The 13,585-nt window shown below is 66.8% G+C and carries 16 protein-coding genes; 5 read left to right on the top strand and 11 right to left on the bottom strand.

The window, feature by feature from the left end:
* Position 1: 1 nt before the first annotated feature.
* A complete protein-coding gene (gene aceK, locus ACSQ1W_RS18860; protein WP_436045381.1) occupies positions 2-1,711 on the bottom strand; it encodes a bifunctional isocitrate dehydrogenase kinase/phosphatase in 1,710 nt (569 codons plus the stop codon).
* 30 nt (positions 1,712-1,741) lie between these two features.
* Complete coding sequence (locus tag ACSQ1W_RS18855) at positions 1,742-2,620, bottom strand: LysR substrate-binding domain-containing protein (protein ID WP_192274024.1); 879 nt, start codon at positions 2,618-2,620, stop codon at positions 1,742-1,744.
* A 109-nt stretch (positions 2,621-2,729) separates the two neighbouring features.
* On the opposite strand from ACSQ1W_RS18855, the gene ACSQ1W_RS18850 reads away from it, so the two are divergent.
* Complete coding sequence (locus tag ACSQ1W_RS18850; protein ID WP_436045379.1) at positions 2,730-2,969, top strand: hypothetical protein; 240 nt, start codon at positions 2,730-2,732, stop codon at positions 2,967-2,969.
* A 132-nt stretch (positions 2,970-3,101) separates the two neighbouring features.
* On the opposite strand, the gene ACSQ1W_RS18845 is transcribed toward ACSQ1W_RS18850, so the two are convergent.
* The 9 genes from ACSQ1W_RS18845 to queF form a co-directional block, all read right to left on the bottom strand.
* Positions 3,102-3,446 carry a gamma-glutamylcyclotransferase family protein gene (locus ACSQ1W_RS18845; protein ID WP_436045377.1) on the bottom strand — a complete coding sequence of 115 codons (345 nt, stop codon included), beginning with the start codon at positions 3,444-3,446 and terminating at the stop codon, positions 3,102-3,104.
* A 94-nt stretch (positions 3,447-3,540) separates the two neighbouring features.
* Positions 3,541-3,900 carry a hypothetical protein gene (locus tag ACSQ1W_RS18840; RefSeq protein ID WP_436045375.1) on the bottom strand — a complete coding sequence of 120 codons (360 nt, stop codon included), beginning with the start codon at positions 3,898-3,900 and terminating at the stop codon, positions 3,541-3,543.
* A 54-nt stretch (positions 3,901-3,954) separates the two neighbouring features.
* Positions 3,955-4,371: a roadblock/LC7 domain-containing protein gene (locus tag ACSQ1W_RS18835; RefSeq protein ID WP_436045373.1), complete on the bottom strand. Its 417-nt coding sequence runs from the start codon at positions 4,369-4,371 to the stop codon at positions 3,955-3,957.
* Entirely contained in the window at positions 4,364-4,915 is a 552-nt protein-coding gene (locus ACSQ1W_RS18830) for a GTP-binding protein (RefSeq protein ID WP_225589646.1), read from the bottom strand. The genes ACSQ1W_RS18835 and ACSQ1W_RS18830 overlap by 8 nt, the downstream gene beginning before the upstream one ends.
* Positions 4,912-5,607, bottom strand: coding sequence for a hypothetical protein (locus ACSQ1W_RS18825; RefSeq protein WP_436045371.1), 696 nt, complete (start codon positions 5,605-5,607; stop codon positions 4,912-4,914). The genes ACSQ1W_RS18830 and ACSQ1W_RS18825 overlap by 4 nt, the downstream gene beginning before the upstream one ends.
* A gap of 233 nt (positions 5,608-5,840) precedes the next feature.
* Complete coding sequence (locus ACSQ1W_RS18820) at positions 5,841-8,066, bottom strand: NADP-dependent isocitrate dehydrogenase (RefSeq protein ID WP_436045369.1); 2,226 nt, start codon at positions 8,064-8,066, stop codon at positions 5,841-5,843.
* A gap of 255 nt (positions 8,067-8,321) precedes the next feature.
* Entirely contained in the window at positions 8,322-8,804 is a 483-nt protein-coding gene (locus ACSQ1W_RS18815; protein WP_192274018.1) for a hypothetical protein, read from the bottom strand.
* A 32-nt stretch (positions 8,805-8,836) separates the two neighbouring features.
* Complete coding sequence (locus ACSQ1W_RS18810; RefSeq protein ID WP_192274017.1) at positions 8,837-9,136, bottom strand: LysM peptidoglycan-binding domain-containing protein; 300 nt, start codon at positions 9,134-9,136, stop codon at positions 8,837-8,839.
* Between the two features lie 109 nt (positions 9,137-9,245).
* On the bottom strand, positions 9,246-10,064 hold the full coding sequence (queF, locus tag ACSQ1W_RS18805; RefSeq protein ID WP_436045366.1) for an NADPH-dependent 7-cyano-7-deazaguanine reductase QueF: 819 nt from the start codon (positions 10,062-10,064) through the stop codon (positions 9,246-9,248).
* 69 nt (positions 10,065-10,133) lie between these two features.
* Here queF and ACSQ1W_RS18800 point away from each other — a divergent pair, with 69 nt between their 5' ends.
* The 4 genes from ACSQ1W_RS18800 (at position 10,134) to ACSQ1W_RS18785 (ending at position 13,514) form a co-directional block, all read left to right on the top strand.
* Complete coding sequence (locus tag ACSQ1W_RS18800; RefSeq protein ID WP_436045364.1) at positions 10,134-10,556, top strand: protease inhibitor I42 family protein; 423 nt, start codon at positions 10,134-10,136, stop codon at positions 10,554-10,556.
* Between the two features lie 5 nt (positions 10,557-10,561).
* Positions 10,562-11,233, top strand: coding sequence for a DUF6624 domain-containing protein (locus ACSQ1W_RS18795; protein WP_192274014.1), 672 nt, complete (start codon positions 10,562-10,564; stop codon positions 11,231-11,233).
* A 173-nt stretch (positions 11,234-11,406) separates the two neighbouring features.
* Positions 11,407-12,651: a lytic murein transglycosylase gene (locus tag ACSQ1W_RS18790; protein ID WP_436045362.1), complete on the top strand. Its 1,245-nt coding sequence runs from the start codon at positions 11,407-11,409 to the stop codon at positions 12,649-12,651.
* A complete protein-coding gene (locus ACSQ1W_RS18785) occupies positions 12,648-13,514 on the top strand; it encodes a D-hexose-6-phosphate mutarotase (protein ID WP_436045360.1) in 867 nt (288 codons plus the stop codon). The genes ACSQ1W_RS18790 and ACSQ1W_RS18785 overlap by 4 nt, the downstream gene beginning before the upstream one ends.
* Positions 13,515-13,585 lie beyond the last annotated feature (71 nt).

The raw sequence follows: 13,585 nt of genomic DNA, 5'->3' as shown, positions 1-13,585 counted from the left end.
ATCACGCCAGCTTCAACGCATCCGGATACGGTGCAGTATCCGGGTACTCGCCCGCGGCGAGATGCGACTGGAGGTCGCGCCACCATGCGGGCCGGAACAGCTCGCCATGTGCGGCCTTCAGCGCCTTTGCCAGCGCATCGGGCAGGCCGAGGAACTGGGGGAAGCGTTCGGGGAAGACATCGCCCGCGTCCACGTGGAACCATGGGCCATCGGCCATCTGCTCTTCGTATGTCGTTGGTTGTGGCCAGTCGCGGAACCGGCAATCGGCCACCAGCCGCAGTTCGTCGTAGTCGTAGAACACCACCCGGCCATGGCGCGACACGCCGAAGTTCTTCAAGAGCATGTCGCCGGGAAAGATGTTGTTGCGCGCCATGTCCTTGATCGCCTGCCCGTAATCGAGCGCGGCGGTGCGCGCCGCGTCGGCCTTCTGCTCGCGCAGGTACAGGTTCAGCGGCCGCAGGCGTCGCTGCACGTAGCAGAGGTGGATGACCAGGTCGTCGCCATCTTCGCTGAGGCTTTGCCCGCAGCTCTCGTGCAGTTCCTGCAGCAGCTCGGGCGAGAAGCGTGCGCGCGGGAAGCGCAGGAAACGGAACGCCTGCGTGTCCAGCAGCCGGCCGACGCGGTCGAGATGGAACACCAGATCGTACTTGTCCTCCACGTCCTGCCGGGTCATCGCCTTGGGATAGGCGAAGCGGTCGCGGATCACCTTGAACACCAGCGGATAGCTGGGCAGGGTGAACACCGCCATCACCATGCCGGGCGTGCCCTCGGCATGGACCAGCCGTTCATCCGGATGCGCGTGGAAGTGGTGGAAGAACGTGCGGTAGCGCTCGGTCTTGCCCTGCTTGGCGCGGCCGAGCACGGTGTAGATCTCGTCGATCGGCTTGCCGGGCAGCAGCGAGCGCAGGAACACCACCGCATCGCCGACCGTCGTCAGGTCGGCATGGAAGTAGCTGCGCGAGGTCCCGAACAGGTGCGCCACGTCGCCCCGGTGCGTCAGTACGGCTTCCGCCTTTAGCCGGCCGCCGTCGTTGACCAGCGCGATCACGCAGGGCGAGAACCGGTGCTCACCGAACACGCGTCCCACCAGATAGGCGCGCCGCTCGCGGTAGAACACCGTGTCCAGCAGTTCGATGCCGCGGATCGGATGGGCGCCCCAGTGCGCCAGGTCGTCCTGCAGCCGCACCGCGATCGCCGCAGCGCAGCGGGTACGGTGGGCGTAGGGCACGTCGAACCCGTAGTCGCCGAGCACGCGCGCGAAGGTATCGGTCGGCCGCTGTTCCGACACGGCATAGCTGTGGCGGGCGACCGGATGGGTGATCGCATCGGTGGGTTCGACATCGAGCGCCACGAATTCCAGTGCGGAATCGACACCGCGGATACGAAGGAAGCGGCGGCAGAGCGTGTTGTAGAACGTCTTGTAGAGCTCGCGGTCGATCTGTCCCGCGACCAGCGCCTCGAACGCGGCGCGCGCGGTGATCCACAGCGTCCGGTCATGGGCTTGGCCCAGGAGCGCCGATTGCAGGCGCAGCGCGCATTCGGCAATGCACTGGTCGTACAACTCGATGCGTTCGACCGCGTCGGCACGCGCACCGGCCCAGTCCATCGTTTCGAACCGGCCTTTCGCGCGCTGCGTGATCTCCGCGAACCGCGCGTGGTAGTCGGCGAACGCGTCGTTGATCAGGCGGGCGATGGCATCGTCGTGGACCATGCGACCGATGTTAGCCGGCGTGCGCTGGAGTCATCGCTCCACCGCGATGCCGGCCTGTTCCAGCAGCCAACCGCGCACCTTGCGGAAGCCGGGGTGCGAGAGGCTGCGTTCGGGATAGACCAGGTAATGCGCGAAGTCGGCCTGCAGTCGCTTCTTCGTCAGCGTCACCAGCCGGCCCGCCTTCACCAGCGGCTCGGCCAGCGTCCAGCGCGCCAGCGCCACGCCGACGCCCTGCGCCGCGGCCTGGTGCAGCGTCTCGGTGTCGTCGAACTGCGCCACGTAGCGCGCCGGCGCTTGCCCGCCGAAATGCTCGAACCAGTCCTTCCAGCGGTTGGCCGGGTCGCCGAGCAGCGGCAGCTTCGCCATCTGGTCCGGCGCCGGCTTGCCGTGCTGCTTCACCAGCGCGGGACTGGCCACCGGCGTGATCCATTCGTGGAACAGGAACTCCGCATGCACGTTCGGCCAGCGTCCGCCGCCGAGGCGCAGCGCCAGGTCGACCGGCTCGCGTTCGAAATCGACCACGTGTGTGCTCGACTGCAGGTTGAGGCCCAACTCCGGATGCGCGGCGAGAAATGCGGGCAGCCGCGGCACCAGCCAGGCCGTGGCCATCGACGGGATGAGGCTCAGCGTGACCGTGTGGTCGTTGCGCAGCGTCGCGCGCCGCAGTGCGTGGTCGATGGTGTCCAGCGGACCCGAAATCGCATCGAACAGGCGCTGGCCGTCCGGCGTCAGTTCCACGCCGCGCGGGCCCCGCGCCAGGAGCTTGTGGCCGAGCCGCTGCTCCAGCAGCCGCATGCGGTGGCTCAACGCACTGACGGTGAGGTGCATGGCCTCCGCCGCACGCGTCAGGTTGCGCAGGCGGGCGGCGGTGACGAAGGCGTCCACCTGGTCCAGCGGCAGCCGGCTCATCTTGAATCCACCTCAAGGCTGGGTTGCGGAGCTTTCGCTTTTTCAGGAGGAATGATGCGCCTAGCTTGGTAGTCCTTCAAGCCGGATACCGGCGCAACGGAGCAGTCCCATGCAAACCGGAACCAGGAAGCAGTGGTGGCAGCAGCTGGGTGGCATGAGCCAGGGCATGTTGTTCATGCATGGCCATGTGGTCCCTCCCGTCGAGGTGGCGCAGATGCAGGAAGAGCGCCGTCACCATGTGCACGACGCGAGGGGCAAGGTGAGGCATCAGCGTGCGGTGCAGCGGCTGGGCGCGCGACGCCTGGGCATGATCGTCGCGTTGCTGTCGGCCGAGCGGCCTGTGCCCTGAAAGCGCGCCACGTGTTCCGGCGTCTGACGGTACTCAAACATCTCCTCTGTGGGAGCGACGTCAGTCGCGAAAGGGCCACCGCGGCAATCCATCGCGACCGACGTCGCTCCCACACCGATCCTCCCGTCCGGATCAGGCCTTCACGTACACCCAGGCATCGCGTCCGGACTTCAGGCGCACCTGCACCCGCGTGTAGTCGGCGACCTCATAGCGGTCCGCGGCGGCGAGTTCGTCGGCGCTGATGCGGAACACGGTGCCGGCGACCTCGTCGGACGGATCACCGCTGGGGCTGACGATCGGGTGGAAGCGCTCGCCGCTGGCAGCCAGCACCTCCGGGTCGGTGATCTCCACCATCGTCCGTGCATAGCCCGTCATCGCATCGGGCTCACCGTCCAGGCGGCGGCCGAACGAGGACAACTGCACGCTTTCCAGCTGCAACGTGCCATACGAGAACAGCAGGATGTTGTGGTCGGTCATGGTCGGCGCTCGGCGGGGAACCACAGCATGCGGTTCCCACACCGTCGCCGCAACGCAGGATGGCCGGACGACGTGCGTCGCCTGGCTCGTCCTGTCAGATCGAGAGCTGACTTTCCACGTCGAGCACCTTGCGGCGTGCCAGCGCCAGGTTCGACTTGTTGCGGTCGAGCACCACGTAGAAGAACAGGCCCGGCTTGGCCGCCACCGGACGCATGATGTGGTACGCCCTGCCCAGCGAGATCAGGATGTCCTCGATGGTGTCGTTGAGCTTCAGCGCACCGGCGGTCTTCATCTTGGCGCGGATCACTTCGGTGTTGCCCGCCGCCGCCACTTCCATGTCCATGCCGCCCCCGGCCTCGCCGAGCAGCATGCCGCTCTCGTAGTCCACCAGAGCGACCGCCTGCGCGCCGTCGATGGTCATCAGTTCGTTCAACGAATCACCAAGTCCCGCCATGTCGCACCCCTGTCGTTGGAAGTAAGAGCCATGCATGCCTCGGTACGGGCCGGCTCAGGACCCGTCGAGTTCGGCCAGGACGTTCCGGCCGCATTCCTTCGCGCTCCACAAGATGTTGCCGATCACGCTGCGGTGGTCGCAGGCGGCCATCAGCAGGAACGGCTCGCGTTCCGTGCGCAACGACAGCATCAACACCTTGCCGTGCTCCGACTCCAGCATCAGCACGCCCAGCTGGCCGAGCGACAGCTCGCGGCCGATCGCCGCGGCCAAGGCCAGCATCGCGCTGGTCATCGCAGCCAGACGCTCACCGTTCGCCGAGGCGGGGTTGGACTGCGCCAGCGCGAAGCCGTCGACACTGGCGACCACGGCGGTGCGGACACCGTCGACTGCGTCGGAGAACTTGCGCAGGCAGCGCTCCACGTTGGCGCGCTCCTGTTCGCCGAGTCCGCGATGACGCTGTCCGTCAGCCATGCGCAGCGACCAGGTCGAAGGCTTCGATCTCCGACATCAGCACATCCATCAGCAGCATCACCGACGCGTCGGAGCGCGGATCGAACGGCACGACCGGCAATGCACGCAGCAGTTCGCTGGCGCGCGTCGCGAGCGCGTCGATGTCTACGTGCGGGGCGAGATCCAATTTCGACAGTCCGATGGCCGTCGGCGCGTCTGGCGCGTGATCGTGCAGCGCCAGCAGGTAGCGATCCAGCTCGTCCACGACGGCGCGTGCGCTTGCGTCGGCCAGGACCAGTACGCCGCTGGCGCCCTGCAGCAGCACCGGCCAGATGAAGTCGAAGCGCGCCTGGCCGGGCGTGCCGTACAGGCGCAGACGGTCGCCGTTGGGCAGGTCGATATCGGCATAGTCCATCGCCACGGTGGTCGACAGCTTGTCGGAGGCACTGTCGGTATTGGCGACGTCGGTATCGACGACCCGGTCACCCGCCAGCGCCCGTACCAGCGTGGACTTGCCGGCGCCCATGGCGCCGAGCACGACGATCTTGTGCTCGCGCGGGCTCAAGCAGTCTTGCTCCGCAGGCTGCGCCACATCCGTGCCAGCAACGAACCGGTGATGGCCGGACGTGATGCGGGCGCGTCCGCCACGACCGCGTCGGGCGTCTCCACCATCGCGTAACCGCACAGATAGGCCGAACGGACGAAGGCCAGCACGGTGGCGGCATCGAGATCGAGCAACTGCTGGCATTCGTCCACCGAACACGCGCGCTTGAGCAGCAGCGAGCACAGGCGGAAGCCATCGTGCTGGTGTGCCAGCAGGCGGAAGTCCGGCCAGCGCAGCAAGCGGATGCGCGCATGCCGGAACAGCCGGTGATCGAGGTCCTGCCAGTCGCCGCCGTGCTGCGCGATCTGCCACAGGATCGGCCGCAAGGGTTGATGGAACTGGTGCCTGGCAAGCGTCTCGAAGCGTTCGGCAGGCAATGCCTGAAAGACGATGCGGCCGAAGCCTTCGCCCAGCACATGCGCCAATGACGCCGGCGATGCCGCGATGTTCGCCGAGAGCGGTACGCCGTGATCGTGCGCGAAATCGAGCAACAGGCGCGGTTGTCCATCCAGCGAGAGCAGCGCGTGGCCGCTTTTCGCCCACAGCTGTTGTCGCAGGCGACGCGTCAGCGGCTTGCTGCCGGTGATCGCCGGCGACGATGCGGAATCCAGCCGCTCCCGATACTCCGGTGCGGCAACAGAAATACTGGCCATGCTCTTTCCCCTGCCAGAAAGCACTGCCGCTGGGTGGACGTGGTGTGCGACGTACGGTATGCAAACCTCCGCGCACGATTCGTGCGGAGAACCACAGAACCGCGCGCTGCACGCCACGTATCTGCATGAACCTGACGCGCGGCACGCACGCAAAGAAAAACCCGCGCCGGAGCGCGGGTTTTTCCTGACAGGGGGAACCGTACAGCGATGCCGTTACGGCATCGCCGCCGCGATTACAGCGCAGCCAGTGCGTCGTTGAACGTCTTGCTGGGCCGCATGGCAGCGGAGGTCTTGGCGATGTCGGGATGGTAGTAACCGCCGATATCCAGCGCCTTGCCCTGCGCGCCGTTCAACTCGCCGAGGATGGTCGACTCGTTGTCGACCAGTGCCTTCGCCAGCGGCGCGAACTTCGCCTTCAGTTCAGCGTTCTCGTCCTGCTCGGCCAGGGCCTGCGCCCAGTACTGCGCCAGGTAGAAGTGGCTGCCGCGGTTGTCGAGTTCACCGACCTTGCGCGCGGGCGAGCGGTTCTCATCGAGGATGCGGCCGTTGGCCATGTCCAGCGCGTTGGCCAGCACTTTGGCCGGCGTGTTGAGGTAACGCTGGCCCAGGTGTTCCAGCGACGCCGCCAGCGCGAGGAACTCGCCCAGCGAATCCCAGCGCAGGTAGTCCTCTTCCAGGAACTGCTGCACGTGCTTCGGCGCGGAACCGCCGGCGCCGGTCTCGAACAGGCCGCCACCGGCCATCAGCGGCACGATCGACAGCATCTTGGCGCTGGTGCCCAGCTCCATGATCGGGAACAGGTCGGTCAGGTAGTCGCGCAGCACGTTGCCGGTCACCGAAATGGTGTCCTCGCCCTTGCGGGTGCGCTCCAGCGACACCTTCATCGCCTCGACCGGCGGCAGGATGCGGATGTCCAGCGCGTCGATGGTGTAGTCCTTCAGGTACTGCTCGACCTTGGCGATCACCTGTGCGTCGTGCGCGCGGGCCTTGTCCAGCCAGAAGATCGCCGGTGTCTTGCTCAGGCGCGCGCGGCCGACGGCCAGCTTCACCCAGTCCTGGATCGGCGCATCCTTGGTCTGGCACATGCGCCAGATATCGCCGGCTTCCACGTTGCTCTCGAACACGACCTTGCCGGCCTCGTCGGTGACGCGCACGGTGCCGTCGGCCGCGATCTGGAAGGTCTTGTCGTGGCTGCCGTACTCCTCGGCCTTTTGCGCCATCAGGCCGACGTTGGGCACGCTGCCCATCGTCGCCGGATCGAACGCGCCGTTCGCACGGCAGTCGTCGATCACCGCCTGGTAGATGCCGGCGTAGCAGCGATCGGGGATGACGGCCTTGGTGTCCTGCAGCTTGCCCTCGGCGTTCCACATCTTGCCGGAGTCGCGGATCATCGCCGGCATCGAGGCGTCGACGATCACGTCGCTCGGCACGTGCAGGTTGGTGATGCCCTTGTCGGAGTTCACCATCGCCACCGCGGCGCTGTCGGCATACACGGCCTGCAGGTCGGCCTTGATGGCTTCCTGCTGGTCGGCCGGCAGCGCGCCCAGGCGGCTGTAAAGGTCGCCGATGCCGTTGTTGGCGTCGAAGCCGATCTGCTCCAGCACGGCGGCGTGCTTGGCGAGTGCGGCCTTGTAGAACTCGTTGACGACCACGCCGAACATGATGGGATCGGAGACCTTCATCATCGTGGCCTTGAGGTGCAGCGAGAACAGCACGCCCTTGGCCTTGGCGTCGGCGATCTCGGCGGCGACGAACGCGGCCAGCGCCTTGCGGCTCATCGAAGCGGCGTCGACGATCTCACCCGCCTTCACCTTCACCTTGTCCTTGAGGACGGTGACGGTGCCGTCGTTGGCGACCAGTTCGATCTTCAGCGCGCCATCGGCGGCCAGCGTGGCGGACTGCTCGCTGCCGAAGAAGTCGCCGGACGCCATGTGCGCGACGTGCGACTTCGACTCCGTGCTCCAGGCGCCCATGCGGTGCGGATGCTTGCGGGCGAAGTTCTTGACCGACAGCGGCGCACGGCGGTCGGAGTTGCCTTCGCGCAGCACCGGGTTCACCGCGCTGCCCTTGACCTTGTCGTAGCGCGCCTTGGCGTCCTTCTCCTTGTCGTCCTTGGGCTCGTCCAGGTAGTCCGGCAGCGGATAGCCCTGCGCCTGCAGTTCCTTGATGGCGGCCTTCAGCTGCGGCACCGAGGCGCTGATGTTCGGCAGCTTGATGATGTTGGCTTCCGGCTGCGTCGCCAGCTGGCCCAGCTCGGCCAGGTCGTCGCTGATCTTCTGCGCGTCGCTCAGGTATTCGGGGAACTGCGACAGCAGGCGGCCGGCGAGCGAGATGTCGCGGGTCTCCACGGCGATGCCGGCCGGCGCGGTGAACGCTTCGACGATCGGCAGCAGCGACTGGGTGGCGAGGAACGGGGCTTCATCGGTGAGGGTGTAGATGATGCGGGGCGTATCCGACATGGGGATCAGGACTCTCGACAAGGGGGCGATGGGGAATTCAGCGCGCCATTGTCGCGCGCCAGCGCACGCAGGGCAAAACGAGGGGGTATGGATCGCAGTGTGTCGCAGGGTCATGTCCCGGGACACGGCGGCGAGCGCGACATCGTTGCAACGGGAACGACCAGAGTCAGGAAACGCGCAAAAAAAGCGGGCGTGGATCACTCCACGCCCGAGCTTGCCCCACACACGTGGGAGAGAGCCTTGGTCTTGCGGGGATTACTTGACTTCGATTTCCTGCGTGATGCCGACCGGCTGGCCGTTCAAGGTCACGTCGACCTTGTACTTGCCGGCGGGCCAGTCGGTCGCCTTGGTGAATTCGACGTTGGTGGTGTCGACGCCGCCGGCGACGACGTTGGCCGTCTGCTGACCGGCCACCTGACCGTCCTGGAACGTCAGCTTGGCGTCGATCACGGCATTGGCCGGCGTCGCAGCGTCGGTCTTCACCGACACGATGATCTTGTCCTTCACGCCGAACATGCCGACAGCGGCCACGGACTTGTCGGCTGCAGCCGTGTTGCCCACGGTGACGCTGGTCGCGCTGACAGGTGCCGGCGCGGGAACAGGCTCGACAGGCGCGGGCGCGGGTTCGACAGCGGCCGGCGGCGCGACGACGGGTTCTTCCTTCTTCTTGCAGCCGACCAGCGCGACGGTGCCGACCAGCGCGGCGGCCAGGGCATAGGAGATGCGGTTGTGCTTCATGGGTTCGGTCCTTGTAATGAAGTGGGAGGCGATCAGGCTTCGGCAGGCTTCGGCGGCAGCTTGATGACCTGCCCCGGGAAAATGCGATCCGGATCGTCGATGACGTCGCGGTTGGCTTCGAAGATCTGCTTCCACGCATTGGCACTGCCGTAGTGCGTCTTGGCGATCTTCGAGAGCGTGTCGCCCTTCTCGATGGTGTAGCTTTGTTCGCCGACGATTTCAGCAGTACTGTCGACGCGTGCGGTCACGTCGGAGAAATCCGCTGCTTTCTCAGCAGTGGAGTCCACCTTGGCGGTGACGTCCGAGAAATCCGCTTTCTTTTCTGTGCTCATTGCAACCACCCTTCCTGGCGGGCCGTTGGGATGCGCAAAGCGTTGCACGCGCTCTGTTAAGAATCCATAGCGCGCACGTGAAACCGGCTCTATTGTTACGTGAGTAACCTTACTGTCGTACGTCGCGCTTCATGAGCGGGACATTCATGTCGGCGGTGGCGCGCCAGGGATTGATATCCAGGCCACCACGCCGCGTGTACCGCGCTTCGACCGACAGCGAGGCTGGACGGCAATGCGCCAGCAGATCGTGAAAAATCCGTTCGACGCACTGCTCGTGAAACTCGGCGTGGTCGCGGAAGCTCACCAGGTAGCGCAGCAGCTCGACGCGGTCGATGCGCGGGCCGGCATAGCGGATGACGACGGTTGCCCAGTCCGGCTGGCCGGTGACCGGGCAGTTCGATTTCAGCAGCTCGGACGACAGCACTTCCTCGACCTGTTCGTCCGGATCGGCGGCCAGGAACTCGGCGCGTGGCGGACCGTAATGGTCGATCTCGACGTCCAGCCCGTCGATCGACTCGCCTTCCGGCGCGTCCGCCATCGGCGGCAGGCCGAACACCACCTGCACGTCCGCGCCCGCGCGCGCCGACAGGTCGGTGGCGATGCGTTCGAGCACGGCGGCATCGCTGTTGAAGCGCGTGCTGTTGAGCGAGTTGAGATAGAGCTTGAGCGACTTCGATTCGATCAGGCAGGGCGAGGTGCAGGGCACCGTCAGCGTGGCCGTCGCCACGCGCGGCTTGCCGCGGGCGTCGAGCCAGCTCAGCTCGTAGCCGTGCCAGCGGTCGTGGCCGATGAAGGGCAGGGCATCGGCGGCGATGCCGATCTCGTCGCGCGCGCCCTGGCGCGGGATCGGGAACAGCAGGGTCGGGTCGTAGTGCGCGGGATACGCGACCTCGCGACCCAGCGAGGAGTCCTGGGGGGTGTTGTTCATGCCGCCATTTTACGGACGGGCCCTAAAGCCGGGGTGTATAACGGCGGCGTCTCCAGGGAGGACGCGACCATGCGATCACTGCTGCTGCCCGGCCTGTGCGTCCTGCTGTCCGCCTGTGCGAGCAGCCCCGCGACCGGTAGCGGTCCGCCTCCGGCCGCGCTGCCGGACGATGGCCTGGTCCGCCCGCAAGGCAAGGGACCCATCTCGATGCAGGTGGGCCAGGTGCTGGAGATCGCACTGATGTCCAATGCCAGCACCGGCTACCAGTGGGAATTCACCGCCGACGGCGCCCCGGTGCTGTCGCGCACCACGGGCCCGGCCACGCCGCCGCCGATGGATACCCAGCCGCCGATGCCGGGCGCTCCCTCGATGGCACGCTGGTGGTTCCGTGCGGACAAGGCGGGGGAGACGAAGGTGCGGATGGTGTACCGGCGCTCGTGGGAAACAGTGCCGCCGATGGAGGTGGTGGAGTACGTTGTCCTGGTGAAGTAAGGAGCATGATCGCGATGGGTGCAAGAAAAGGACTTCTCTCGGCAGGCTGGCTTCTGCTCACGGTGCCGGTGTCTGCGTCCGCCGGCTCCGGCGCCCCGGTCGACTGTGCGCCAGCGGCACTGCGGCACGAACTGCTGCAGCGCCGCGATGGAGACCAAGCAGCGCGCAACGCATTGACCGCGTCACCAGAATCGAAGGTGGCACTGGACAAGGTACTGGACATCGACGCGGACAACGCCAAATTCATGCGGGGTGTCGTCGGCTCGTGTGGCTGGCCGAAGCGTTCGGCCATCGGCGAGGAGGCGGCGAAGGCGGCGTGGCTGCTGACCCAGCATGCCGACATGGATCCGCAGTACCAGGCATCGGCCGCCCAGCAGATGAAGCAGGCTGTCCTGGCAGACGAAGCCGACGGCAGGCAACTGGCATCGTTGGTCGACAGGAATCGTCGCCTCACCGACCAGGCCCAGGTGTACGGCATGCAGTACTTCAGGAATGGCCAGGGTGTCGTCGAGTTCTACGACATCGTGACGCCGACGAAGCTGGACGAGCGCAGACAGGAGATTGGGCTCGAGAGCTTCTACTGCTGGGCGCAGCGGGTTTCGTCATCCACTGGGACGGCCGCTCTGGTCTGGCCGGAGGACGTGCTGTTCCAGCCTTCATCGTGTCCGGCTGACTGAGGCGGTTCTGGTTCGACCTCGCGAGCCGCATCTCGCGCTGTTTTCCCGAAGGATTCCGCGCGATGCCCGCCTGCGACTTGGCTTCGATGGCGTCGCGAGGCAAAGTGAGCCCTCCCCCGAAGGCCAGGGAGGCCGTCATGATCTCGCGCGCATCCATTCTCTGGCTTACGTTGATGGCTGCAACTCCTGCCGTGGCACAGACCCTGCCCGCAGTGCCATCGCCCGTCGCGCCGCCAGCTACTGCTCCCGCTGCCGACCCGGTTTTCACCGCCTGCATGGCCAGCCTGCGCAGCGTCGCCGAGAAGCAGGGCATCACCGCGACCACGTTCGATACCTACACGAAGGATCTGGTCGCTGACATGAGCGTGCTGGACCTGCTGGATGCGCAGCCCGAATTCACCACGCCGCTGTGGGATTACCTGGCGGCCCTCGTCGACGACCAGCGCGTCAGCGATGGGCAGGCGATGCTGACCACGCATGCCGAGCTGCTGGGCCGGGTGTCGCAGGCCTACGGCGTGGACCCCGCCACCGTCGTCGCGGTGTGGGGCGTGGAGAGCGACTACGGCCGCGTGTTCGGCAAGCGGCCGCTGCTGGTGTCGCTGTCCACGCTGTCGTGTTTCGGCCGGCGGCAGGCGTTCTTCCGCGGCGAGTTTCTGACCACGCTCAAACTGTTGCAGGCGGGCGACGTGCGGGTGGATGGCTTGAACGGGTCCTGGGCCGGCGCGTTCGGGCATACGCAGTTCATGCCCAGCACCTACCAGCGCATCGCGGTCGACTTCGATGGCGATGGGCGCCGCAACCTGATCGACAGCATTCCCGATGCGCTCGCATCGACCGCCAACTACCTGGTGAAGTCCGGCTGGCGTACCGGCGAACCGTGGGGCTACGAGGTGAAGCTGCCCGCCGGCTTCGACATCGGGCAGGCCGGGCGCACCAGCCGGAAGCCGCTGACACAGTGGGTGGCGCAGGGCATCGCCCGCGTCGACGGCCAACCGTTGCCGGCCGACGACCGTAACGCCGCGGTGCTGGTGCCGACCGGCGTCAATGGCCCGGCGTTTGTCGTGTTCAAGAACTACGACGCGATCTATTCCTACAACGCGGCCGAGAGCTACGCCCTGGCCATCGCGCTGCTGGCGGACCGCCTGCGTGGCGGCACGGGGCTGGTCGCCGCCTGGCCAACAGACGATCCCGGGATCGGGCGTCCGCAGCGACGCGAACTGCAGACCCTGCTGCTCGCCCGTGGCCATGCCATCGGCACCGCCGACGGCATGATCGGTACGCAGACGCGGCGGGCCATCGTGGTCGAACAGCAGCGTTTAGGCCTGCTGCCCGCCGACGGGCGCGCCGGTACGAAGATCCTCGCCGCGCTGAAAGCGGAAGGTCCGCCGGTCGCACCAGCGGAAGCCCCGAAGCCATGAGTGCCCTTCCCGAAGGCGTCACCCGCGAAACCTGGCAGGGCATCGATGTACTGCGCGTGGAGACGCCGTTCTCCGTCGCCCGCCTCAGCCTGCATGGCGCACAGCTGCTGTCGTTCGTACCGGCCGGCTTCGACGACCTGCTGTGGGTGTCGCCGACGACGTCGCGGCCACCGAAGGCGATCCGCGGCGGCGTGCCGGTCTGCTGGCCGTACTTCGGCAAGCAGGGGCAGCCGGACGATGCCATCCAGCACGGCCATGCACGCATCTCGCGGTGGCCGCTGACCGAGGTGAAGCGCGAAGCGGATGGCACTGCCGTGCTGAAGCTGGCGCTTCCGCTGCGCGATGGCGTGCCGCTGGAACTGCACATGTCGATCCATGTGGGTCGCGAACTGCGACAAAGCATCGACACGCTGCATCGTGACGATGCGCCCTACCGGCTGACACAGGCCCTGCACACCTACTTCCGTGTCGCCGACGCGGCGCAGGTACGGGTCACCGGCCTGGATGGGCTGCGCTACGACGACAAGTACGACGGTGGCACGCATGTGCAGTCCGGCGAGTGGTCGCTGCACGATCCGCGCGATCCCGGCCGCAGCGACCGTATCTATGCCGGCACCGGGCACCGCTTCGATCTGCTCGATCCCGCCGGTGGTCGCCGTATCCGCCTGGACACCTTCGGCAGCCGTTCGCTGGTGGTGTGGAATCCGGGTGAGGCCGGTGCGGCCGCCATCGCCGACATGCCCGACGACGGCTGGCGGGCGTTCGTCTGCCTGGAGGCGGCGAACGCCAGCGACGATGCCATCGAGCTGGAACCGGGCCAGCGTCACCGGCTGAGCCAGGTGATCTCGGTGAGCACACTGTAGGAGCGACGTCAGTCGCGACCGCAGGCTCGCCCCGTACGTGGTGCCGGATGTGTCGAAGTGCATCCGGGCGG

Source organism: Pseudoxanthomonas sp. LjRoot143 (assembly GCF_964252945.1).
GTDB lineage: Bacteria > Pseudomonadota > Gammaproteobacteria > Xanthomonadales > Xanthomonadaceae > Pseudoxanthomonas_A.
The sequence above is the reverse complement of the archived record's forward strand: the minus strand, read 5'-3'. Positions and strand labels throughout refer to the sequence as shown.